Here is a 24661-nt window from a genome sequence, read left to right on the forward strand (position 1 = left end):
TATACGCACTCCCCCGCGTCATTAAAACTTAATAGACCGATTTGGAAAGTTTTTGTAATGGGACGAAGAAAAACTCAGAAAATTATTCGCACAGGTCCAAAAAATGCAACTACTGGAATGTGCCCTCTTTGTAAAACAATTGGTAAGGTATTCCTCTTAGGTCCACCAGGGCAAGAAAGAGGAAAATGTGAAAAATGTCGCCAAGAGTTTGAATTATAGGTTAAGTTAATGAGCATACATTTTATCTTTCATTAACTAACTATCCTTGGATATTGAAAATTTACCAAAATGTATTACGGTTAAACAATATTCTAACATGCTATAATGAAGATTTTATCTAAAGAAAACATTATTCACATTAACCTTAATTTGTTTGAAAAATGTATTGGTGGATGATTTAGATCAATTACAAATCCTTTGGAATCTATACTTGATGCCAATACTGGATTTCTTATTTCTGCACGAAAGCATTTCAATATTGGGATGTGATTTCCGGGCTTAATCAAAGCAGGCACATTTCTTACCGAATTAGGTAGATAGTTTTGGTATGTTATTTACTATGAAGATAAGACTGTAATAACATTTTAAGACATTTTAACCACCAAAGAAAAAATCATTACAAACAAAAATAATACTGGGAACCATGAGCTTATCAAAGTTATTCAAATACCTTATGAATCTCAAAAATAACATTACTATTCATCTACAAAACTGATTTCAGATGAAGGAAATATGGACAGATAAATATCTGAATAATTATCCTATTCCTACAATGATCAGCATTATCACCATCTTCTTGTTCCCATGAGTCAGATTTTCTAAAACGGTTTCAAATATACACATATCTGTATCTATTTTAATACTTAATTTGGTGCAGATGATGGTGATGATTTCTACTGTATCTTTTAAGTAAAAATGACATACATATATCATCCTGTTGAAAAAGAGTAATTTTCAGTATATTAGTTCGGTTCTAGTTTTCATCCGTTGAGTAAAATTTAGCCCAATCGTTTTAATCAAAAACTTCTATGAATCATTTATTCATTAGTGTTCTAAGTTAACTTTGTAAATCTATGTACTATTAAATGATAAATCTGAATGTTGGAAACAACTCTATATATGCAACTCATCCTAAAACTCTCCAATACATCATAATTGACGCAATGTTAACAAACGCAAGATAATTCTCGGCTATTCTTTCATATCTGATTCTAATTCTATGGAATCCATTCTTCAACCAAGTAAAGAATCTTTCTACAACGTAACGAGTCTTGTTGTAATTTGCATGGTGAACTGTTTTTGTTTTAAAATTTCTATGTGGAATGCATGGTGTAATGTGTCTGCCTTCCAAATAATCTCTAATGGTTTTGGAATCATAACCCTTGTCTGCATAGACTGATTTAATTTTCTCTATCGAACTGTTATCCAGATGATCAGAAATGTTTTCCATCACGTCAACTAGTTTTGTGGAATCATGCTTGTTTGCAGAATCAATAATTATAGATATTGGCAATCCATTTTGATTAACTGCAACATGTATCTTTGTGCCTGTAATTCTTTTGAATCCATCATAATCAACTATGTTTCCCTTTTTTTGGCAGGGATTGTAGATGAATCAACTGATATTTTTTGTAGATTTAGCTTTCCAGATTTATGTGCAGATTTGATTGCTGCAGACAGAATATCTTTCCAGATTCCTTGCTCTTGCCATTCTTGTAATCTGAGATGTGCCGTAGATTTTGAACCATATTGTTTTGGTATCTCGCTCCATCTGCATCCTGCAATCAAAACGTAAATTATTCCATTGATAGTCTTTCTATCATCACATCTAGGCCTTCCAGTATGTGCTGGTTTTGGAATATATTTTAAAATCATATTCCATTGCTTGTCTGTCAATTCTGTAAATTGCATGAAATGAATTTTGTGTCAATACAAATAGATCTAAATGATCGTCATTATTTTACTAAATGATTAGTTTTAGGATGAGTTGATGATCTTACTATTGAAAAGCAAAACTAGGATATTTTATTGTATGCCCAAAAACTAACATAATGATCAACTAAATCAATTTTGCTTTACTTATGGAACTTAAAGGATAATTATTGATGCACAATATGGGGAATTTTTTTAAAAAGAACTGGCAACGTTCTTCTTCAAGTTCTACCGATAAATTACGCCACATAGTTCACAAAGAAGCCCCACTAAAACCAAGAATTACAGAGGCAATAAAACGCCTAAACATCCCATTACTCAAGCTAGATTCAATGCATCAAAAAATACATCAGCAAAATCAAACAGTATTTCAAAAAGTAATAGATGCACAAAAAAATAACGAGATCGAAAAGGCTTCTATGCTTGCAACTGAGCTTGCAGAAATGCGCAAACAAGAAAAGATGATTGAAAATGCAAGACTGGCTTTGGAGAAAATCAAGATAAGACTGACGACTGTAGAAGACTTTGGTGAGGCAATGATTGCAATGCAGCCTGCAATGTCTGTTGTAAGTTCAATAAAACCATCTCTTGAGAAGATGATGCCTGAATCAGACATTGAACTAAATGCAATGAATGGCATGCTCGGTGAAATGATGACTAGTACACTAGGCGAAGGTAGTAGTACAGATCAGTTTAATATCAATACATTGTCTGGTGTTGAAGTAGATTCTATACTGAAAGAGGCAAATATTATACTGGAAAAAGATACCGATGAACGACTCCCGGAGGTTCCTTCTGATATACAAGTAGATACAAAAACTGCAGTCTATGACTAATAGGAAGATGATGTTTTTTGGCAAAACGATCAATTTTGTATATTAAATTTAACTTGGTCTGATAAGTCCAAATTTTTTTATATTGATCATAATGGCTAACTTTGGACAATCATGGAACAGACCACCATCCAATGGGTTGGGAGACAAAATTTCAGGCATGTTCAAACAAGAAGCACCACTAAAACCACGCATAGATAATGCAATAAGAGGCTTAAACAAACCAATATCAAAATTAGACAATACTTCAAATCAACTAAATCAAAAGGATGATAAATTATTTCAGAGAATTATACAGGCACAACAAAACAAGGATATCCGCACAAGCAAGATTCTGGCAAATGAGTTGGCACAAATCAGAAAGACAAACAAGATGATAGGAAATATGAGAACTGCAGTAGATAGAACACAACTAAGACTATCTACTGTAAGCACTATGGGAGATGCTATTGTATCAATGCAGCCAGCAGTAAATACGATGAAAGCAGTTGGTCCTGCAATGAACAAAATCATACCTCAGGCAAGTCAGGAACTAGAATCAATGGGTAATATGCTTGGAGATATGATGCCTGGCTCTATAGGTGATGACTATTACTTTGCAAACTCTGGATCTTCACAAGAAACTGATGCTATTTTAAGTGAGGCCGCAGCAGTTGCAGAAACTCAAATAGGTAACAAGTTCCCTTCAGTTCCTTTAAATGCTACTCAGTCATCCTATTCAACTAAATTCTGATTAATCAACTTGAACAAAAAAACATACTCCATAATTATATTCAAATTTTCCTTTTAGCGTTGAACCCTTTAGTTAATAATTTAAATCATTTGTGATTTTTCATCATTATGTGCCAAAAATTGTCTAAAATGAGTTACTTGTACAGAAACCTTGGTGTATTTTTTTTCTTAAGGGAATAAATTTGCTCAACCATAACTTTTTAAGACAAATTTTATCTTGATAGATAATTATGAGTTCAGAAGCTGAAACCATTTATGAAAGAGTTGCAAAACTTGAAGATGAAATTGCATTACTCAGAAGTGAGGTGGATATTCTCAAGCGAGCATTAAGAAATAAAATTGCCCGTCATGAAATATCCATGATCAAAAAGGGAACTGATGTAGATTCCATTATTGATTAATTTTTTGCCTTTATACTTCTAATTAATTCTAAAATAAAATCAACATCTTCTGCGTTTGGATTTATTTCTAAATATCTATTCAAATATTTTAATGCGACTTCAGAATTTAACAATCTTTCTTCTAGAATCCCTTTATCTCTGATATCTTCTGGTGATTCAGGTTCTATTGCTAACACCATGTTAGTACATTGTAATGCTTTATCATATACGAATGATTGTATGTAGGAATTTTTCAAGTTACGAGTTAATCTCACTAGTATCTGCTCATATTTTACTTCATCTAGAAACTCTGGTTTGAATTTAACTTCTCCTCCAAAATTAGCATCTAGAATATCTTGTAAATCATCTACATCAAGTAGACGCCCATCATAAAATGGATCTAAGATCATCTCTTCGTTATATTTTACTAGAATATGACTTGGAAATCCAACAATTTTGAGATCCAATCCGATAAATTTTGCGATTTCTACATATAGAATCGAAATAGTTATTGGAAGACCTGTTTTTTTATCAATTACTTCATTTAGAAAATTATTTTTTGGATTATAGTAATCATCATCATCTCCACTAAAACCTAAATTTTCAAAGAGATGTTCATTTAGCATTGAAATCAAGTATGTTGGATTTTTCACATCACTAATTGATTCTTTTAAGGACTTTCCAATTCTACAGATCTTTTTTATATAATCTTCTACACTAAGATCTGGATATTCTAAAATCTGAGCAAATTTTAGACATTTTTCAACCAAATTGAAATTTGGATTTTTTACAAATGAAACCCATTCTGCAACTAGCGGATCAAATTTTTCTTCCAATTGTTACGATCTCAGTCTCTTGAGGTATAATTCAGGTTCCTTAATCTCTCTTGTATTTGGAGGGTTTATCATTATTTTTTTGAATACATCCTTACCTAATTTTTCATATACTGTTTTGGTGAAATCCTTTCCCATACTCTTTCGTATTTGATATGATGAAAAATCCGTACCCATAAACATAGTAAGATAGTTTTGAAAATCTTGATCATCTTTTAGTATATTTTCTATTGCAAATGCTGCCATTCCTTCCATTACTGTAAATGCTGCATGATGTTGTTGAATTGGAACCAGCCATTTTCTATAAATCTCCAAAAGTTTTGGGATTAATTCGCCTATTTTTGGATCTATTTCAACATGTGTAAACGTCATTACATCTGGTCCGATTTGTTCTATCAAAAAATGATCTGGATTCAAAAAGAAAAATAAATTTGCTTTTTTTGCATATGGAAAATCATCTGGTACTGCTTGTAATTGACAATACTCTGATAATTTGTTGATTGTTTCATTATCTAATGATAAAATTATAGTTGCTAACTCTTCGTTGATTTTATTTACTTTCATTGCAGCGTTCTTGTTAATTTCTTGTAGGTTTTCTTGTGTGGAATGAATTAATTCTTCTAATACTGCCATCTTCACTGCACCAAGATATCCAGAATTGATATTTTCAAATCTAGATTCGTATGGTTCTCCTTGTTTGTGAAGAATTATTTGTGGATATCTGGATAAAATGAATTTGTTTAGGTAAATTATTGAATCAAGATAATCCCCATATGTGGTTGTGATTTTAGATATGTATTGAATTGCATATGTTGAGTATACTAAATATTTCACCATATCTTTTTGCATCAAATCTGTAATTTTTTTCAAATCCTCTTTTGCAACTGCATTGAATAACTCTATAACGAATTCTTTTGATTCTTTATTTGCAAAAACTTTATCTCCTTTCAATTTTTTTAGTTCTTCTAATTCTGGAAACTTTAATGAAATATTGTCTGGAACTTTTAGACCTAGAAAATCTTCTACTTTTTCTCTGAATTCAGGTAAAATCTCTTTTGCAATATCTTCTATTTCTTTAAATTGTACTTTGTCTGAAATGTCTTCTTTAGCCTTGATTGCTAACTCTGCAATCTCTTTTTCTTCATTAATTTCAATTGATAATTGACCAAATAATGCCTCAGCAAATTCTTGAAACTCACCCAATTTGTATACGATCTAAAAATACTACATTTAAGATTATCTTGATTTTTTTATCAAAGAAATTATTAGCTTAGAAATAATTTATTTGTTATACGATAATGTTAGAATCCAGTATTGAATTTATTAGATGTGTTAGATGTGGTTCTAAATTAGAATTAGATGTATTCAAATATGGTAAGGAAATTGAAGAGGGATTTTTAAAATGCAAAAAATGTAATTTAATATTTCCAATTATTGAAAAAATCCCCATTTTGTGGAATGATTTCTCTGAATATCTATCTCATCGTAAAGTTTTAAGTGGTATTATATACAAATCAGTTATTTCTGAGACACTAAAAAAATTTGTAAAATCTTCATTATCAAAAATTAAAAAATTCAATAATGATAGAACATCTCTTGAAAAACGTTGGTCAATAATATATCAGAATAGTAAGGATTCAAAATTTTATTCACATGTGAAAAATAATCTTAATTCTATGATCTATTCAAATTTTGTATTGGAATATGGATGTTCAATTGGAATGATGACCTCATGGTTAGCTGATTCTAATCAAATGGTATTTGGAATTGATAGATCATACAGTGCAATATCACACGCAAAAAAAACTTATAAAGATAATCTTGATTATGTTGTAGCCGATTCATTATCTCCTGTATTTGGTAAATTACAATTTGATTTAATACTTGCACTTAATGTTTTAGAATTAATTGAACCAATCCTTTTTCTTAAACAAGTATCTGGCCAAATTTCATCTGGATATTTTATAATCACCGATCCCTATGATTTTGACAGAGATGTCAATTCTGTAAAAACCCCTCTTGATGAATCAACTTTACGGATTACTTTGGAGAATTTAGGATTCAAACTTATGCCAAAAACCCGTAAACCTTCCTTTATTCCTTGGAATTTAAAACTCAATACGCGTAGTACTCTAAACTATAAAGTAGATTTGGTTATTGGCAAAAAATAATCTTTTAAATTAAATCTCTACATATTACTTGAGACTCATTACTGGGGACAAACATTTTTGATCTATCCTGTGTAACCTTGTTTTGTCTTTTATCAGAATATATGAATTCACCTAGGTAATATTTTCAAACTTGAAATGCTATGAAAAAACTTCAGTTGATAACAGTCAAATATCAAAATGATATACACATTATCATGGCAGCAGTTGTTATAATTCCTATACTTTTTGTTGCAATTATAGGATTATCTGGATATCTTGTTTATCGATTCTTTGTTTTTGACTTGATGTGTAAAAGATCTGTTACTCAATCCCTTCAAAAATATAATATCAAAAAAACACCCTCTCAAATAATTAAAGAATATTATAATATTAAAGGGGAACAGATATCTGAAAAAGAAATACGCAACTTGGAAAAAAATTATCGACAAAATGAACCTGAACAATTCCTTGTAATGTATGATGCTATAAGAGATAAATCACAAAACCAAGAATAAGTTTTCTAATTTACTCATGGCTTGACTGGAATCTGAATAAATGGTGTACCGCCTTCTCCTACTACAAGTGGTAATTTACCGTCCCAAGCTTGTGTTTTTAACCAATCCAAATAATTTGGATTCTCTGCTAATGCTTTGTTAATTATGGCTATTGCTTCTGCTTCTCCTTTAGCTTCTGCAATGTTTGCATTTGCTATACCTATGGCACTGGCCTCTGTTTGTCTTGCTTCAACTTCTATTCTTCTCAAGTCATTTTCTGCTCTGAGTGCATTTTGTTCTGCTTCTACCTTGGATTCAATTGCTTGAGCAAATAGTGGTGAGAATTCAAAATCAGTAATTGAAATTACATCTGTTATAACTTCGAATTGATTTAATCTTTCGCGGATTGCTACTTCAATGTCTTGTTTAACTAGCGGTCTTTTTGTAATTAATTCCTCAGCATTATAATTTGCAGTTACTTGTTTTACTGTTTCCTCAATGGCTGGTTGAATCACTCTATTCTCATAATCAAGACCTAGATTCTTGTATAATCTATGCACTGCCTCTTTGTCTGGATGATAGTTTACTGTTACAGTTGTTTCAACTGTTTGCAAGTCTCTTGATGCACTACGTGCATCACTTGCATATTTTAGAGTACGAACTTCGATATTTACAACTTCATCTTGGAATGGAACCACAAAATGAATTCCTTCGTCTAGTGGTGGTTTTGTCAGATCAACTGCACTCCAGTGTAAGAGTACTCCTCTGTGACCTGACTCAACAATTTTTACAGAAGCTGATGCTACAAGTCCTATTAAAATTAAAACAACAATTGCTACTGCAACTCCTTTTGCTGCACTCATATTCACATTAATTTTAGGAGATTGATACTTAGACACTACAACTAGTATGCATTAGCTACTATTATATCAATCATATTGAAAAATACCATGGGGAATATAATTTGTATCTCTTAACAAATTTATGACATCCAGACATACAAAAATCAATGGCAGATCCAAATTTCTCATGGATATATCTGATCATTTTTTTAGCTATTCCATTATCAAGAATAATTCCTAGATTATTGGCTAAAAAAGGAATTGGAATTAAAACCTCTAATAGAATCCAAAAAAAACCATTTGAGCTAGATTCCAATGAAATTACTCAAAAACCTCAAATTGAATCATCGAAATCTCAAACAAAAAACATGTTAGTTTTGGGTGCACTAAACAGAGGTTCAAAAACATTTGAGAATATTCAAAAAAATACTGGATTGGATGATAAAGAACTTGATGCAATACTACAAGATTTAGAAAACAATGGTATGCTAAAAGTGGAACAAAAACAGGGACTATTTGGTTCAAAGACTGAACTTTATCCCACTGATAAGGGATTCAAAGAATATTATTCATAATCTTACAAATGATACTAGAATTTAATAGCATTTCATCTTCAATCCAATTTATCCTCTTGTCATCTCATTAAAACAATCTTTTCCCCCCTTCTTTTTATTCTGATGAATTTATGATGATAATTTTTGATGATGTTTTGAAAAAATTATGAAAAAATGTGTTTAAAATAATATACTTCTTTTGTGTATTTTTTTTAATTTAACCTATAGAAATTCAAGTAAAACATCATCAAAATTATGGCAGCAAAGAAAAAAGCAGCAGCAAAACCAACCACTAAAAAAACAACAACAAAAAAAGCTTCAAAAAAGAAATAATTTTTTGAAACTTATTTTATTTTTTCATATTTCTCTATTATTCCTAGTATGTTTGAGATTTTTTATTTATGATCAGTTTTATAGTGTAATCAATTTTAGAATATAGTGAAAACATCTATCATGCATGTTGGTTCTCATTCCTACATTACTGATGAGCATGTTTTCAATGATCATTTGATTGGTTATGTAGTTTTATTGATATTGGTAATAAACAACCTTGCATCTAATTATTCAGGAGTAAACTAAATTGAATATTAAAAATATCGAAAGTTCATTTCGTCCAACTTTGGATAAAAAATGCGCTGTTGCAAAAAAAGGGATGGTTGCATCTGCATTTCCTGATGCTACTAAAGCAGGAGTAGAAATACTCAAAAAAGGTGGTAATGCTATAGATGCAGCTTGTGCAACTGCATTGGCCTTAGGAGTATGTGAACCACAAGCATCTGGACTTGGAGGACAATCTATGGCAATTATTCATGTTGATGGTAAATCATATGCAATTGATGGTTCTAGTCGTTCACCATCATTAGCCAACTCGTCAATTTATTCCAATAAGAAAAATCGTCATCTTGGGTATAGATCTACTACCATTCCTAGTACTTTGGCATTAATTGGATTCTTACATGAAAGATATGGTAGAACAAAATGGCAAAATATAGTTGCACCATCAATACGTATTGCAAGAAAAGGATACAAGATAACTCAGCTTCAGCACAGTTTACAAGAAAGAGAACTTGAAAGCTTTCTATCCATAAAATCTAAATCTGGTGCAAAATATTTCTTAAAAGATGGATTAGTTCCATATGATGTAGGTGATAAATTCATTCAAGAGGACCTATCTGAAACACTTACTGCAATTTCTGACTATGGATATCGTGTTTTCTATCAAGGAGAAATAGCCAAAAAAATTGCTCAAGACATGAAAAAAAATCGTGGGTTGATTCAAGAAGAAGATTTAGCATATATTCCTGAGCCTCTTATTCGAAAACCAATTAGTAGAAAATATCGACATGTTACTGTGGTAACGTTGCCTCCGCCAGCTGCTGGAAGAACCTTACTGCTTACTCTGATGATGTTAAATCATTTACCTTCCAAGTTTTTACGTAGTGCAAAACCTAGCTCATTTCATTTTGTTGCAGAGACATTTAGAAAGGCATTCTTGCACAGAATGCAAAGACCATTCAATCGTCATACATATGATCAAATTCAAGATAAACTACATCTTCAAAGATCATTTGCAAAACAAATGGCTGACTCCATTCATAACTCTATGGACACTACATTGCCTATGATTGATCCTGCCTTTGGAGGTGAAGATACCACCCATCTTTCAACAATTGATGATGAAGGAAATGCTGTAGGTATTACTCAGTCAATAGAGCTTGCATATGGTTCAAAAACTGCTGCAGATGGACTAGGCTTTCTTTACAATAACTACATGTCTGCATTTGAATTCACAAATCCTAATCACCCATACTATATACGACCGAATTCTATTCCTTGGACTTCAGTTTCACCTGCTTTAATTTTTAATAATTCTAAACTTTGGATGGTGGTTGGAAGTCCTGGTAGTCAGAGGATATTTTCTACAATCACTCAATTCTTATCAAGAATAATTGATGGCGACTTGCCAATGAGTGAGGCAATCAAAAGACCCAGATTCCATTGTTCTATTGGTGGCATTGTTAGTATCGAAGATGGTGGATTCAGAAATGAAGTAGTTGACTTTCTCAAAGAAATAGGATATAAAATTTCTGTAAAAGAAAGATATTCATTTTATCATGGAGCAATTCATGCAGTGATGAAATTGCAAACTCAATCTGGTTATCACGGTGTAGCTGAAGTAAGACGTGATGGAACAGCGGAAGGATTGAATTGAGTCCACTTCCGGTATTACTCTCAATTCCTCATGGTGGAATAAAAAAACCTGTGGAACTTGATGGCCATCTGTGTATTTCAGACAAAGACTTGTTTGATGATTCAGATCCATTTGTTATGGAACTTTATGATTTAGGAGATAAAGTTCAACGTGTAATTAAAACTGACATTGCTAGAGCCTTTGTTGATCTTAATCGTTCATTACAAGAACTTCCTCCTGTGAATCCTGACGGTTTAATTAAAAGCGCTACTTGTTATGACAAACCTATCTATTCTAAAGGTAGAGAACCAGATGATTCTCTTAGAACTTTATTAATTCAATTATACTATCTTCCATATCATAATGCAATTCAAAAAAGTATTGAAGAGTTGGATCTACAATTATGTCTTGACTGTCATTCAATGGCTTCAATTGCACCCAGTATTTCTCCTGATGGAAACAAAAAACCAAGACCAAAATTTTGTCTGTCAAATAATGATGGACAAACATCTTCCCAAGAGATGATTGAATTACTTGCATCTTGTATCTCTAAATCTTTTGAGATTGATAAAAATGAAATTTTACTTAATAATCCATTTCATGGAGGACATATCACTAAAACATACGGAAATAAGCCATTTCCTTGGATTCAAATTGAAATGAACAGAGATTTGTATTTATCTGAGCCTTGGTTTGATATGAACTTGCTTTCTGTTGATCCTAAACACCTTCATAAATTAAATAAACAATTTGAAGATTGCCTTGATCAATTTTTTTTAAGACTCTAACATGTCTAAAAAATATCAAGACATTATTAACAAAAAAAGTAATTCATAATATAATGGACCCAAAAAAATTTGACGTATCTGAATATGAGAAAAAATGTCAGGAAATACTTAATGACGTAGAAATTAGATTTGCAGGACTATTAGATGAAGATGGAACTGTTTTGGCAGGAGGCAGTAAATCCGGAATGAATGTAAATCTAACCCCTGAACAATTTACTTCTGTTTGCACGGAATTGGCATCCAGAGTAGCAAAAAGAAAAAAATTTGATACCGAATTAGGGCATGTAAAATATTCTGCATCCAGAAGAGAGCATGTTGTGATAATGAGTTTTCCGATCTATGAAAAAGTTGTTATGATTGTGGCTGAGTCAAATGTTAACATTGATCGTTTGGCATTTAGAGTGATCGAAAAACTTGGAAGTCAATGGGGCGAATTTATTGGTAAATGAACCTGTTATTTTCTTATCTACTAAATTTGTAATTATAGGTACAAATGTTTATAATATGCTCATTAAGTTAGAAAATAGTTGAATAGTCTATTATTCTTATCAGTTTTCTCTGTATTGTTAATCAGTGGTGTCTCAAGTTCGTTTGCAGAAATTGAATCTGTTAACGTAGTTGAAAACAAGATTGTCACATTACTTGGAGAAGGAATTGATGCTGATGATGAAAATCTTACATTCAAATGGACTCAGACTGCTGGCGAATCTGTAAAACTATCATCATATACTGTTGCTGAACCTACTTTTATGGCACCTGAGGTTAAAAATGGTGAAATCAAAGTTCTAGATTTTGAACTTTTAGTCACTGACCCACACGGTGCATCTAGTTCTGCTTTTGTTGAAATCGTTGTAAACCCTGTAAATCATCCACCAACTATTGATGCTGGACAAGACTTAGTTGCTTTTTCATCTATTAGTGCAATGACAATATTCCCAAGTGCTTGGGATGCAGATGGCGATGTACTGACATATAAATGGAAACAAGTATCTGGACAACCAGTAGAACTATCAACTACTACTGAAAAACACCTTACATTCCTTCCTAGTTATCTAGATTATACACAATTTGAGCCTCTTACTTTTGAAGTCACAGTAAATGACGGCTTTGGTGGAACTGCAAGTGACACTGTAAATGTATATCCTTATCCTGGTGGACTTGAGAATAAGCGAATCTCAGTCTCAGCCGGTCCTATTCAAACAGTAACTGAAGGAGATATAGTCACACTAAGTGCAACTGGTAGCACATTAGACAATAAACCAATTCAATATTCTTGGATCCAACTCCTTGGACCCTCTGTTACTCTTAGTTCATTTAATGGACAACAAGTAGAATTTACCGCTCCAGAAGTAGGTGACTTTGAGAAACTCTTGTCCTTCCAAGTAACTGGCTATTCTGCTGGAAATGGTTGGGCCAACGCACTGGCATTAGTAAAAGTACTTCCATCTAACAACCCACCTGTTGCAAATGCAGGTAATGATAGAAATGTTGCTGAAAATGTTCTTGTAAAACTTGAAGGTACAGGAATGGATCCTGATGGTGACAAAATAAAATACTCGTGGGCTCAAAAATCAGGAAAGACTGTAGATCTTTATGAGCGTGCATCATACTCTGTATACTTTACATCTCCCTTTATCCAATCCGCATCTGAAGAATTAGTTTTTGAATTAACTGTCACTGACTCTCATGGACTCTCTGACACAGATGACGTGTCTGTTAATGTTAGTTCTGTGAATTACCCTCCAAGAGTTAATGCAGGTCCAGACAAGAGAGTTATTGGTGGAACCCAAGTTACAATTACAGGATCTGCCGTAGATCTTGATGGTGATATTGTTAGCCTTGAGTGGAAGCAGCTTTCTGGAGAATCATTATCATTTGATAAAACAAAGGCAACCCTTTCATTTACTGCTCCTGAAGTAACTCCAACAACTACAAAACGTATAGCTTTACAACTTACTGCAACTGACTCTGTAGGACAAACCGGTTCTGATCAAGTTATCATATTTGTTGTTCCTGAAAATAGTGCTCCTAAAGCTAACGCAGGTCCAGACATGACTGTAGATGAAAACACAATTGTTAATTTGACTTGTACTGGAACTGATCCTGATACAAATATTCTTAGTTATGAATGGACATCAAAATCATCCAAACTAGTGATTGTACCATCTGATAGCAATGCTAAAGTTTCAATTAAATCACCAAGTGTTGTATCTGATGAAACTTTCACAATGACTTGTACCGTTAGCGATGGCGAATTAGCCTCAGCAGACAGTATGAATCTCACTGTTAGAAATACTCTAAGTTTAGATATTATCGCTAATGCTGGTATGGATAGAATGGTAAACGAAAAGGTCAAGGTAAACCTAGACGGTACCAAGAGTAGTGATCCTGAGAATCAAAGAATTTCATATCAGTGGACACAGATCTCTGGTGAAACTGTAATGTTATCATCTACAACTAGTGTTACTCCATCGTTTACCAGTCCAACTGTAGCTAATGGTGAAATCAAAGTACTAACCTTTGAGTTACGAGTTTATGATGATAATGGTAGAGAGGCATTTGACACTGTAGTTATTACTGTAGATCCAGTCAATGCTCCCCCAGAAGCATTTGCATCCGCAATACAATAGCATTCAATTAGATTTTACATCCCAATACTGTAATCTACAAACTTTTGTAAATTACTTCTTTACCTAATATTAAAACTAGTAGTATAATTGAGACTGAGAAATTATTCGTATTCTTCTTAAAGAATTTTCTCATTCTCTGTTTAATGACAAAATACCTACTACATGTATCATTGACTACTGTGTTTCTCTTGACGTCTGTTCTAACAACTAATGCATTTGCAGAAACTGATTTTGAAAAAATTCAAGGAGACGATATTAAGAACAATCCTATATCACTAGAAATTTTAAAGAAAATTGAAATTGCTAGAAAACAATTTGAACAAACCAAAGAAAATGAACAAAAAAGAACTGAACATCAAAAACTTATCGATGAACAGCGTACACTTGCAAAAACATCATTGAATGAAGAACTCAAACGAATGGAAAAGAAATATGAAGAATCTACTCCTAAAAATGCATATGCTAGATACGTTTCTAGCCTCAATTCAACAAATCCTGGGATTTTTTGGGACCAATTTGACTATCTTGATGCTAAATTGACAATAGCAAAAGAAGCAAGAAATTCTATTCTGGAACAGGGTGGAACTTATGCTGATGCCATGAAACAATATGTTAACTATGCAAAAATGTCTAAAATTGAGATGATAAATGTGATTAGAGATCTCAACACAAAACATAATCTTGCACAAGAAGAGATTCAGTCAAATTTTGACATTAATGGAAAGCTTCCAAGATATGAAAATGATTTTGAAGCTCCCTGCTATGGATGTACAGAAAAAATTTCAAAGATACAAACAAGTTCAGAACAATCAATACCTGTCCAGATCAAAAATTTCGAAAAACCAATCACAAAGATCAACGGTCTTCAGGATACTCTTTCAGAACTTCAAAAAGCATTTGTAGAGTCCAAAGATATGATTGCACAAAAGAAAATGGTGTTTGAGATGAATAATTTAGTAGATCAAATTAAAGAACTCAAATAATCCAAATCTCTTTTTATTTTTGAAATTATGATTTTTGAAATGTCTCTTTTTGAACGCATCTTTTAATTGAAATCAATTTTGAATAAAATATTCTTAATGTTTTACATTAAAATCAAGTAAACTGGTTTATGCCGTCAACCAATTTGGTTAATAGTGTACTTAATAATACGAAAACGAATCAAAACTGATAATGGATATTCTATTAGTAAATTTTTACTATATATTATTATCAATTATTATTGCAATCACGTTATTTTTTATTGCAAGATATGTTATCCGTAAAAAAATGCATAATGTAACTGGTACTCAAAAATTATTAGGCATTGTTTCAATCTTTATCATAATTTCTGAAATTATTTATTTGGGGACTGTTCTAAAACTGTTTGAATTTGCAATAGAAGTAATTACATCCATTGGAGTTGGAATGGTGATACTTGGAATAGCATTACAACATCAACTAAAGAATATTGCTGCAGGAATTGGGGTCTACTTTGGTTCTGATATTAATATAGGCGATTCAATATTGATTAAAGAAACTCATGGTGTAATAATAGAATTACATCTGACAAAAATTATTGCGTTAACTGAGGATGGAGGTAGAATAATTATTCCAAATCAAAAACTTGCAGAAGACGTTGTAATAGTATATAATAAAAAAAGGAGGGATATTGAAAATTAATCCCAACTATTGGAAAAGCAATAATACCTGGATAATTTTCAATCACTCCAACTCAAATTCTCCTCATGAAATAAACGGTTAGTTCAAAATACCTTTTGCATTTTTTTTTAACATCTTTTTTACTGTAATATTATTTGATAGTCATTCAAAAAATATTAATCACATAATTTGGTTCAATCTAATTATAGGCTAATGAAACCTTCAAGGCTTGCTCCTTATTTTTAGATTTAATAAAATTATGTAATACACAACTACTTGCCTGATTTTTGGAAATCTTTTAGTTTTTTAGAACATATTTGAATCTCTACAATTGTGTGTAATTTTTTAGATCTGTTGCATATTGGACAAATATCTCCACCATCAATATCTTCAGGGCTACGTTCAATTAATAATGGCATTTTTTGATTCTCTTTACTTGTATCTGATCACTGGAATATATGCTGTGTTGAATTTAAAAAAATATCATTTACTCGTCTCATAACTTTTGATTTTTCTGTTAAATTCCTTTATCACATTAAGAATTTCCGCGGTATCTTGCAAATCTATAGGGTTGGTAAAAAATTGTAACATTCCACCATGTTTCCCAACTGTGTATTCTATTACTAATCTGAAATAGTTTTTCCCCTTTGACCAAAGATTAGGCATATCTCCATGAAACACTGGAAGAACAATTTCTAGTGAAGGTGAAATATCGTTGTGTGGAATTCCAATACGTAACCATGGAATTGTTTTGTGGAAATTAGGTACTTTCCAAATTGCACAAACATACTCTCGTTCTTTTCTGGTATTTCCAATTATTGATACGTCTTTATGTGAAATTTTTATGTCATGTGATCTTATCTCTTTTTTAAAAAACTGATACATTGCTTTTTCATGAGAATTTTCAGATTTTGAAAAATAATCGTGTATATCTTTTCTTTTTTTAGTTACTTTATCTAGCACGTAATCATATGTCACATCGAACATTTAAACACAGATCAAACCACTGTTTTTAGATCAATCCTTCAAATTCTGCAGATTATTTGAATTATTGAAATTTTGTTGTTGTGTTTGTACTATATTTTAAAGATCATTTTCACAGGTTTGATTTTATTTCAGTACTGTATAAAATTCCATAGTGATTTATCATCTTTTAAATCCAAACTGTATTGTTTAGATAAGAAATTTTTCTTCTTTATATCAAATTCGGTAAAACCTATTCGACTGTTAATTTTTTAATAATTAATAACATGTCCTTAAATTTTAGTTTAAATATCAGTATACACAGTAAGTGCATCTTGAAGGTTTCAGTTGAGTATGATGTAAGTTATTCTTATGATAATTTAGTAACTGTAAATGATAATGTCTTACGAGTATTCCCTTCAACAGAATTTTGGCAAAAACCAATTGATGAACAAGTATCTATACAACCAAATGGAAAAACTATTTACTACACGGATCGATTTGGAAATAAAAATGCAAGAATAAAGATAACTGAACCTCACTATGCATGTTGCTATAAAGTAATATCTACAGTTGAGACAAATCCATACAATGTTACTGTAAATGACAATCTCGATCTACCTCTGGATAAATCTCTTTTTCCATCTGATGTTAGAATCTATCTAAATCCTTCAACACTTATCAATCCAGAACTTATAAGACACAGAGCTCCTGACGTTTTAGATCATGTCAAGACTTTAAAAGATGCGTTGATAATTTTAACAGAATGGGTCACAACCAATATTGAATATGTTCCATTGTCTACTACAATTGAAACTAAAGCCAGAGAGTCTTTGGCTTTAGGTGTGGGTGTATGTCAAGATAAAGCACATATTCTAATTGGATTCTTACGCTCCATTGGAATTCCTGCACGATACGTCAGTGGAATTTTAGTAGATACTCCTGGAGCAACACATGCATGGACAGAAGCTTATTGGCCAAATATTGGTTGGATTCCATTAGATCCAACACATAATAGATCTTTTGATTTAGAATATCACTATGTAAAATATGGCCATGGGAGAGATTATAACGACGTAGCACCAATTACAGGTTATTTTGAATCTGACAGCTCACATAGTCTTACTCAGTTAAATGTAATTCCAACAATTATTCAAAAATAATAACTCTTACAATATGTTAGTTTAATAGTATAGATGAGTTACTGTTGATATTCTGGATAATAAAATAAACAAAAAGGATTTGATTCTTCCAAGTAAACTATACAAAGCATATTGGTTAGGACGCTATGTTGAAAGAGTAGATAGTGTATCAAGAGCATTACTTAGTGCTCTTTATTCATTAAAGAATCTTCAAAGTGAGGAACCTTTAATGTCTCTTGCAGATAGTTTAGGAATAAAATTTACCAAACATGAAAAATTTCTTGAGGAAATCTTACATGGAGATATACCATCAAGTATTCTTTACTCCGTGAGAAATATGAGAACTAATGCAATAGGACTGGGAGTTGAACGAATAGTACGAGAATCAAACATTCTAGTTATAGCAGTAGAAGAAAGACCAAACTTACAAAAGATAGATGAAGTGATTAAACATGCAAATGATGTAATTGCAGCAATTAATAATATTGGTAGAGTAATTAATGAAGAAATTGCACCTCCTCATATTTCTGAAGAAAAAAGGCAAAATCAAACTCGTCATCAACAACAGTGAATATAATGCATATTGACTCTCTTCCATCACAATCAATTGATTTTTCAAAAACTGAGAGTTATAACGAAGCAATAGATAATAATTTGTTGATACGAAAGGAATACGTACAATTTTTTAAAAATATTCAAAATCCTCGATTATTTCGATTGCGTGAAAAGGCCATGTCTGCAGATCTTACAGCGTATTTGGAGGGATTCACATACAATGTAAAATCAGATGAATATAATGCAGTTCCAATGGATTTTGTTCCTCGAATAATATCTTCCGATAATTTTCAAATAATTGAAGATGGAATCAAACAACGAGCAAAAACGTTAAACATGTTTCTAAAAGATGTGTACAGTGAGGTAAAAACAATTGTTCCTGATGAATTAGTTGTAGGTTCAGAATATTTTAACCCTGATCTAATTGGGCATTTGCCAAAAAATGATATTTTCATTCAAGTTTATGGAGCAGATCTTCTATACAATGGAAAAACGTATTATGTAATTGAGGATAATTTACGAGTTCCAAGTGGAGTTACCTATCCTTCAAAAATTCGTGAAATGAGCGATGGATATCTAAATGTTTTGAAAAAAGGGTATAAACTTCAACCATACAAACCATGGACATTTCTATACCAGGCTATGAAAGATGCATCATGGACAAAAAATCCTTTCATGGTATTACTTACAGATGGAACTGGAGGTGCTGCATACTTTGAGCATATGTATCTTTCAAAATTAATAGGAATCCCACTAGTAGAAGCTGGTGATATCTATGTAACAGATTCTGGACATATCGTAGCAAAGATCCCTGGTGAAGGCGAAATCCAAATTGATGTCATTTATAGAAGAGTTGAAGATTTGGATGTGTTTGTACCAGGACTTACAAAAGCATACATTGATGGAAAAGTTGCATTAGTCAACTCACCTGGAACTGGAGTTGCAGACGACAAACTAGTGTATTCTTATGTTCCTGAATTAATACGCCATTATCTTTCTGAAGAACCAATTTTAGAGCAACCAAAATCCTACAATCCAACCATTCCTGAAGAATTAGAAAGTGCACTTCAAAATATAGAAAATCTTGTAGTAAAAGAAAGGGGAGGATATGGTGGAATGGGAACTGTAATACCACGTGATCATCCAAAATCTAAAAGAGGACCTCTGATTGAAAAAATACAACAAGAGATTACTGAAAACCCAGATAATTATCTTCTACAAGAAACATTGGATTTTTCCACCACCATTACCAGAGAATCATTTAGTCCTTTAATCTTACGAGATTCATATGTTGATCTTAGAGTGTTTTCATATTATGCAGAGGATGGTCCACATGTTCCACCTGGTGGATTATCTAGATTTGCAAGGCATGGAAGAATAACAAATAATTCTTCAGGTGGAGGAGTTAAAGATACTTGGATTGTTAATTTAGATGGATAATTTTTAACAAAGATGGAAGAATCTATTTCAAACAAGAATTACATAGAAAAATAATCATGGCAACTGGTTCAACTAAAGCAGTTTATGCTGCGCTTTTTGGAAATCTAGGAATTGCAGTTACAAAGTTTATTGCAGCTGCAATGAATGGAAGTGCCTCTATGTGGGCAGAATCACATGTCATTCTGTATCCGATACAGTAAACCAAATTCTATTGTTATTGGGTATAAAATTAAGCACAAGACCTGCAAATGAGTTACACCAATTTGGATTTGGAAAACCACAGTTTTTCTGGTTATTTATTCTGGCAATCATGTGATAAAGAAAGAAATTATGACTATCATACCTAATTCAAAAAAAGAGTATATTTTTGTATAAGTTCAACGATAAAAAATAAAATTATTATAAAAATTAGTAATTATCAATAACAAAAATAACTCTAAACAAAAAAGATATCAAAAAACTTTAAAAATCATTAATTGTAATGAAATTTTGAATTATGCGATGTGCTAATTGTGGGAATCAAGCTAGTTGGAGAGATCCTGATTGTAACAAATGTGACAAACCCCTTCATCAAAAAAATTGTAAAGGTAAATCTGCAGATTGCAAATGTCATGAAATAAATGAAAAAGCATGGCTAGAAAAGAAAGCAAAACAAGTCTGATACACATCGTAATGATCTAGTAATTAAAATCATTTTACAAGACCATTAGAACTTCTCAATAATTTCTAATTGTATTGTGGTGATAATCATATAAAACGTTGCTTTAGGTATTACGTTGAAAATATTCAAAAACTTGTTCTTTATTAGACCAATTATTTTTTATTAAAATAAGTTAAATAAATTTTTAGTTGTAATTATTAATCGTACCACTATCAGTTTTCTCTGTAATACTCTATCAAAATTGTAGTGGGTATGACCACTCAATTTTATTTATGCTGATTGGAATGGCCGTAATTCAGGTATAATGATTACATGGGTTAAAAAAAGAAATAGTTTTAAATCTAGACTAATCATTGCCATTACTTCCAGATTTTATCTGGTAAATTAAATTTAAAATATAATTTAATAATCTAAATTGTCACCTAAGAATGAAATAACAACTGTTTAAAACTATATAATATTTCTAATTAATAAGGCTGTGGCCAATAAAATAATACAACGAGTATATGATGTTCTTGAAGGTACTACTAATGATAAATTCACAAAAAGTTTTCAAATATTCATAATTACACTGATTGCTGTAAATGTATTAGTTGTAATTATTGAAACAGAAGAGTCTGTTTTAGATGAATACGGTTATCTTTTTACCCCATTTGAAATCTTTTCTGTTATTATTTTTACTGCTGAATATATTGGAAGGATCGTTGTTTACAAATTAAATCCAAAATACAATAATTCAAAATATGGATTGGTTAGGTTACTTGTTTCACCAATGATGTTAGTTGATTTAGCTGCAATATTGCCATTCTTCTTACCATTTATAATTACAGATACTAGATTCATTAGAATAATTCGTCTCTTGAGATTATTTAGATTATTCAAACTTTCAAGATATTCTGAACCAATGCAAACTCTTGGTATAGTATTCAAATCAAAAGCAGGTGATTTAGCAGTTGCATTTTTTATTCTTTTTATAGTGTTAATTTTTGCGTCTAGTTTGATGTATCATGCTGAACATGAAGCTCAACCCGATGTCTTTTCTAGTATACCTGCTTCTATGTGGTGGGGGATAGTAACCCTTACAACAATTGGGTATGGTGATGTCTATCCTGTCACAATACCTGGAAAATTAATTGCTGCTGGTGTGGCAGTTATTGGAATTGCAGTATATGCCATTCCCACAGGTATTATGGCATCTGCTTTTACTGAAGAGCTTAGAAGGAAAAGATCTCAAGATAGTAAATGTCCACATTGTGGTAAAGAAATAACAAATATGTGATTTTAATAATTATGTGATAATTTCAATAGATGATAAAAGAATTGTTGTTATTTGAAAGAACGTACATTGAGAACATCTTTGTTGTAATGTAATAAAGTAGTTATCGTTGCATCAAAATGTGATTTTTTCCAGCAAGAAAAATAATTCTTTTAACTTTTATATTCAGCAATTACATTTTTACACGCCTCAAGTAATGTCAAATTTTTTTCAACTGCTTGAAATTCTATGTTATTGAAAAATTTTTGAGGTAATAACTTTTTTAAAAATTCTTAATTATGCTTTTGTTATATTTTTGAATGTATACACTCCGTTTTTTATCCTAAACTAATACCACTTAATTATTGTCTAATTGTATAAATTTTTTAAAATTATTTCTATAACCATTTGATTTTATTGAAAAATTAATTCATTAAACTATATAACATACAACAATATAGCGTAATATCTTGAAGGTTGCTTTAATTTACAATGAAAATAAGATCGATCCTAATGATGTAATCAATATATTTGGAATGACTACAAAAGAGCATTATAGTAAAAAGGCTGTTGAAAAAGTTGCTCAATCGTTAGAAAAGGGGGGACATACAGTCAAGATAGTGGAGGGTGATATTCATCTGGCAGATGAACTAAAAGAATTTATGCCTAAAGTGGTTGCAGGAGAATCCCCTGGAATGGTATTCAATATGGCGTATGGTATACAGGGGCAGAATCGTTACACCCATGTTCCTGCAATGATGGAAATGTTAGGTATTCCATACATTGGATCAGGACCTGCAGGACACGCAATAGTTCAAGATAAGGTTATGACAAAAATTGTCTTACAAAAAAATAAAATCCCAACTCCTGGATTTTGGGTATTTCGAACGCCTGAGGATATTCATGATGATCTAATTTTCCCAGTAATTGTCAAGCCAAAACTGGAATCCACATCCATGGGAATGGAGGTAGTAAATAACTGGGATGATCTGAGAAATGCAGTAAGGGTGCAGATTGAAAAGTTCCAACAAGAAATATTGGTGGAACAGTTCATATCGGGGCGAGAATTTGCTGTAGGTCTATTAGGTAATAATCCCAACATCGAAGTTCTTCCAATTGTTGAAATTAATCTAGGTGATCCAGATCAAATACAAACAATAGATGATAAAAAGAAAAAAGGTGGAGTTGATAAAACATGTCCTGCTAAATTATCAAAAGAAAAAAAAGAAGAAATGCGTCAAATGTGCATAAAGGCATTCAATTCTTTAGGACTAAACGATTACACTAGGGTTGACTTTAGAATGGACAAAGATGAACATCTTTACATTCTTGAATTAAACTCCATGGCAAGTTTGGGTGCTGGTGGTTCTTTGTTTTATGCAGCACAAACTGCAGGATACACCTACGAATCTTTGATTAATAAAATCCTGGACGTGGCTGCAATTAGATACTTTGGTTCTTCAATACAGCAACCTGAACAAGATGTTAATTTGACTCAACCATTGCGTGTTGTTACTAGATCTTATCTTAGAGGACACTTGCAAAACCTAAAGGAAACATTAAGAGATTTTGTGAATCTTAATACCCATGTGTATAACTTAGAACATGTAAATCAGCTTGGAATTATACTTTCTAAACGATTAAAATATCTTGGATTTGATGAACAGGTTCATCGAGAAATTGATGTGGGTGATTTTCATTATTTTAAAAATCATACAGAATCACAAAATGATGTATTGATAGTTTCTCACCTTGATACACATTATGGCCCAGATGATTTGATAACTTATCATGAAGTTGATGATCAAATTTTAGGTTCAGGTATAGCTGAAAGTAAAGGGGGATTAGTAGTTATGTTAGGTGCATTACATGCACTACGATTTGCAAAAAAACTTAAAAAAATTAAATGCGCCGTACTGTTGACAACGGATGATAGTTTAGGAGGCCGCTATAGTAGGAGATTAGTTAATGAATATTCAAAAAAATCAAAGTATATTATTGGATTAAAATCTGGAAGTAAAGATGGTGGAATTATTACAACTTGTTATGGCAGAAGTGACTATCAAATTCGATTTACTACAACCAATAGTCAATCTGATTTAGACTCTGATATCCATGGAATAATCCCAGTTTTGGCAAAGAAACTACATGTACTTGATAGGCTTTCAAAAAATGAAGAAAATTTTAGATTGAGAACCACTTCTGTTATAGCAAAAGGTTCTCATGGTAACACTCCAAACTATGCTACATTATCTTTGACATGTAGCTATCAAACAGAAGATCTTGGTCAAACTCTTGATTCAAAAATTCAAACTATTATGAAAAAAAGAGAAGAAGATTCAAAAAAACTAGATGTTGCAATAAATAAAATTCAATCAAGACCTCCTGTATTAGAAGAGTCATCTGATACTGAATTCTATAACATGGTAGAAGATCTTGCCAAAAAACACGATATGAAAATCAAAAAACATTGTCAAATTGTATCATCAGATATTAGTAACGTTCCAACCAACCTTCCAGCTTTGGATGGGTTTGGACCATTAGGACACCGCTATCGTTCTACTAAAGAGTATATTCTTCATGATAGTATTTTAGATCGGGCTGCATTATTGGCATCAGTTCTGTATAAATGCTCTGAGAAATAA

The 24661-nt window shown here is 31.7% G+C and carries 28 protein-coding genes; 21 read left to right on the forward strand and 7 right to left on the reverse strand.

The genetic code is table 11. The features are described 5' to 3' along the window. Window positions 1-57 precede the first annotated feature (57 nt). Window positions 58-219, forward strand: a complete 162-nt coding sequence (locus tag OEM44_06335; protein ID MDH3516415.1) for a hypothetical protein — start codon at window positions 58-60, stop codon at window positions 217-219. A gap of 907 nt (window positions 220-1126) precedes the next feature. On the opposite strand, the gene OEM44_06340 is transcribed toward OEM44_06335, so the two are convergent. Together OEM44_06340 and OEM44_06345 are read right to left on the reverse strand one after the other, a co-directional pair. Then, window positions 1127-1582 (reverse strand): IS5 family transposase, encoded by a 456-nt coding sequence (locus OEM44_06340; GenBank protein ID MDH3516416.1) that lies wholly within the window; start codon window positions 1580-1582, stop codon window positions 1127-1129. Then, window positions 1579-1911, reverse strand: a complete 333-nt coding sequence (locus OEM44_06345) for a transposase (protein ID MDH3516417.1) — start codon at window positions 1909-1911, stop codon at window positions 1579-1581. Before OEM44_06345 ends, OEM44_06340 begins: the two co-directional genes overlap by 4 nt. A 203-nt stretch (window positions 1912-2114) precedes the next feature. Between OEM44_06345 and OEM44_06350 the strand changes: the two genes are divergently transcribed. The 3 genes from OEM44_06350 to OEM44_06360 all read left to right on the forward strand — a co-directional run bounded on the left by OEM44_06350 (window position 2115) and on the right by OEM44_06360 (window position 3898). Further along, complete coding sequence (locus OEM44_06350; GenBank protein ID MDH3516418.1) at window positions 2115-2768, forward strand: hypothetical protein; 654 nt, start codon at window positions 2115-2117, stop codon at window positions 2766-2768. A 91-nt stretch (window positions 2769-2859) separates the two neighbouring features. Next, entirely contained in the window at window positions 2860-3498 is a 639-nt protein-coding gene (locus OEM44_06355; protein MDH3516419.1) for a Snf7 family protein, read from the forward strand. 229 nt (window positions 3499-3727) lie between these two features. Beyond that, window positions 3728-3898, forward strand: a complete 171-nt coding sequence (locus OEM44_06360; protein MDH3516420.1) for a hypothetical protein — start codon at window positions 3728-3730, stop codon at window positions 3896-3898. On the opposite strand, the gene OEM44_06365 is transcribed toward OEM44_06360, so the two are convergent. After that, complete coding sequence (locus OEM44_06365; protein ID MDH3516421.1) at window positions 3895-4713, reverse strand: transglutaminase-like domain-containing protein; 819 nt, start codon at window positions 4711-4713, stop codon at window positions 3895-3897. The genes OEM44_06360 and OEM44_06365 overlap by 4 nt on opposite strands. A gap of 3 nt (window positions 4714-4716) precedes the next feature. After that, on the reverse strand, window positions 4717-5913 hold the full coding sequence (locus OEM44_06370) for a hypothetical protein (GenBank protein MDH3516422.1): 1197 nt from the start codon (window positions 5911-5913) through the stop codon (window positions 4717-4719). 95 nt (window positions 5914-6008) lie between these two features. On the opposite strand from OEM44_06370, the gene OEM44_06375 reads away from it, so the two are divergent. Together OEM44_06375 and OEM44_06380 are read left to right on the forward strand one after the other, a co-directional pair. Continuing rightward, window positions 6009-6881 (forward strand): methyltransferase domain-containing protein, encoded by an 873-nt coding sequence (locus OEM44_06375; protein ID MDH3516423.1) that lies wholly within the window; start codon window positions 6009-6011, stop codon window positions 6879-6881. Between the two features lie 194 nt (window positions 6882-7075). After that, window positions 7076-7375: a hypothetical protein gene (locus OEM44_06380; protein MDH3516424.1), complete on the forward strand. Its 300-nt coding sequence runs from the start codon at window positions 7076-7078 to the stop codon at window positions 7373-7375. 14 nt (window positions 7376-7389) lie between these two features. On the opposite strand, the gene OEM44_06385 is transcribed toward OEM44_06380, so the two are convergent. Continuing rightward, complete coding sequence (locus OEM44_06385; protein MDH3516425.1) at window positions 7390-8253, reverse strand: prohibitin family protein; 864 nt, start codon at window positions 8251-8253, stop codon at window positions 7390-7392. A gap of 110 nt (window positions 8254-8363) precedes the next feature. Here OEM44_06385 and OEM44_06390 point away from each other — a divergent pair, with 110 nt between their 5' ends. From OEM44_06390 to OEM44_06420, 7 genes are all read left to right on the forward strand, one after another. Next, window positions 8364-8771, forward strand: coding sequence for a hypothetical protein (locus tag OEM44_06390; protein MDH3516426.1), 408 nt, complete (start codon window positions 8364-8366; stop codon window positions 8769-8771). Window positions 8772-9330: 559 nt separating this feature from the next. Next, on the forward strand, window positions 9331-10962 hold the full coding sequence (gene ggt, locus OEM44_06395; protein MDH3516427.1) for a gamma-glutamyltransferase: 1632 nt from the start codon (window positions 9331-9333) through the stop codon (window positions 10960-10962). Further along, window positions 10959-11729 (forward strand): N-formylglutamate amidohydrolase, encoded by a 771-nt coding sequence (locus tag OEM44_06400; GenBank protein MDH3516428.1) that lies wholly within the window; start codon window positions 10959-10961, stop codon window positions 11727-11729. The genes ggt and OEM44_06400 overlap by 4 nt, the downstream gene beginning before the upstream one ends. Before the next feature lie 53 nt (window positions 11730-11782). Then, window positions 11783-12178 carry a hypothetical protein gene (locus tag OEM44_06405; GenBank protein MDH3516429.1) on the forward strand — a complete coding sequence of 132 codons (396 nt, stop codon included), beginning with the start codon at window positions 11783-11785 and terminating at the stop codon, window positions 12176-12178. 78 nt (window positions 12179-12256) lie between these two features. Then, entirely contained in the window at window positions 12257-14359 is a 2103-nt protein-coding gene (locus OEM44_06410) for an Ig-like domain-containing protein (GenBank protein MDH3516430.1), read from the forward strand. Window positions 14360-14538: 179 nt separating this feature from the next. Continuing rightward, a complete protein-coding gene (locus OEM44_06415) occupies window positions 14539-15342 on the forward strand; it encodes a hypothetical protein (protein ID MDH3516431.1) in 804 nt (267 codons plus the stop codon). 190 nt (window positions 15343-15532) lie between these two features. Beyond that, window positions 15533-16021 carry a mechanosensitive ion channel family protein gene (locus tag OEM44_06420; protein MDH3516432.1) on the forward strand — a complete coding sequence of 163 codons (489 nt, stop codon included), beginning with the start codon at window positions 15533-15535 and terminating at the stop codon, window positions 16019-16021. Window positions 16022-16272: 251 nt separating this feature from the next. Here OEM44_06420 and OEM44_06425 read toward each other — a convergent pair whose 3' ends face one another. Together OEM44_06425 and OEM44_06430 are read right to left on the reverse strand one after the other, a co-directional pair. Continuing rightward, the gene (locus OEM44_06425; protein MDH3516433.1) at window positions 16273-16419 is read right to left on the reverse strand and encodes a hypothetical protein; all 147 of its coding nucleotides are present in this window, start codon (window positions 16417-16419) and stop codon (window positions 16273-16275) included. 64 nt (window positions 16420-16483) lie between these two features. Next, a complete protein-coding gene (locus OEM44_06430; protein ID MDH3516434.1) occupies window positions 16484-16963 on the reverse strand; it encodes a hypothetical protein in 480 nt (159 codons plus the stop codon). A gap of 335 nt (window positions 16964-17298) precedes the next feature. On the opposite strand from OEM44_06430, the gene OEM44_06435 reads away from it, so the two are divergent. The 8 genes from OEM44_06435 to OEM44_06470 all read left to right on the forward strand — a co-directional run bounded on the left by OEM44_06435 (window position 17299) and on the right by OEM44_06470 (window position 24661). Continuing rightward, window positions 17299-18126: a transglutaminase family protein gene (locus tag OEM44_06435; protein MDH3516435.1), complete on the forward strand. Its 828-nt coding sequence runs from the start codon at window positions 17299-17301 to the stop codon at window positions 18124-18126. Window positions 18127-18205: 79 nt separating this feature from the next. After that, complete coding sequence (locus OEM44_06440) at window positions 18206-18676, forward strand: alpha-E domain-containing protein (GenBank protein ID MDH3516436.1); 471 nt, start codon at window positions 18206-18208, stop codon at window positions 18674-18676. Window positions 18677-18681: 5 nt separating this feature from the next. Beyond that, a complete protein-coding gene (locus tag OEM44_06445; protein MDH3516437.1) occupies window positions 18682-20100 on the forward strand; it encodes a circularly permuted type 2 ATP-grasp protein in 1419 nt (472 codons plus the stop codon). 56 nt (window positions 20101-20156) lie between these two features. Then, entirely contained in the window at window positions 20157-20300 is a 144-nt protein-coding gene (locus tag OEM44_06450; GenBank protein ID MDH3516438.1) for a hypothetical protein, read from the forward strand. Further along, on the forward strand, window positions 20261-20416 hold the full coding sequence (locus tag OEM44_06455; protein ID MDH3516439.1) for a cation transporter: 156 nt from the start codon (window positions 20261-20263) through the stop codon (window positions 20414-20416). Before OEM44_06450 ends, OEM44_06455 begins: the two co-directional genes overlap by 40 nt. A 180-nt stretch (window positions 20417-20596) precedes the next feature. Then, window positions 20597-20761: a hypothetical protein gene (locus OEM44_06460; protein MDH3516440.1), complete on the forward strand. Its 165-nt coding sequence runs from the start codon at window positions 20597-20599 to the stop codon at window positions 20759-20761. A 478-nt stretch (window positions 20762-21239) separates the two neighbouring features. Next, complete coding sequence (locus tag OEM44_06465; GenBank protein MDH3516441.1) at window positions 21240-22040, forward strand: ion transporter; 801 nt, start codon at window positions 21240-21242, stop codon at window positions 22038-22040. A 446-nt stretch (window positions 22041-22486) separates the two neighbouring features. Next, window positions 22487-24661, forward strand: coding sequence for a M20/M25/M40 family metallo-hydrolase (locus tag OEM44_06470; GenBank protein MDH3516442.1), 2175 nt, complete (start codon window positions 22487-22489; stop codon window positions 24659-24661).

It is taken from the genome of Nitrosopumilus sp., assembly GCA_029862745.1.
GTDB lineage: Archaea > Thermoproteota > Nitrososphaeria > Nitrososphaerales > Nitrosopumilaceae > Nitrosopumilus.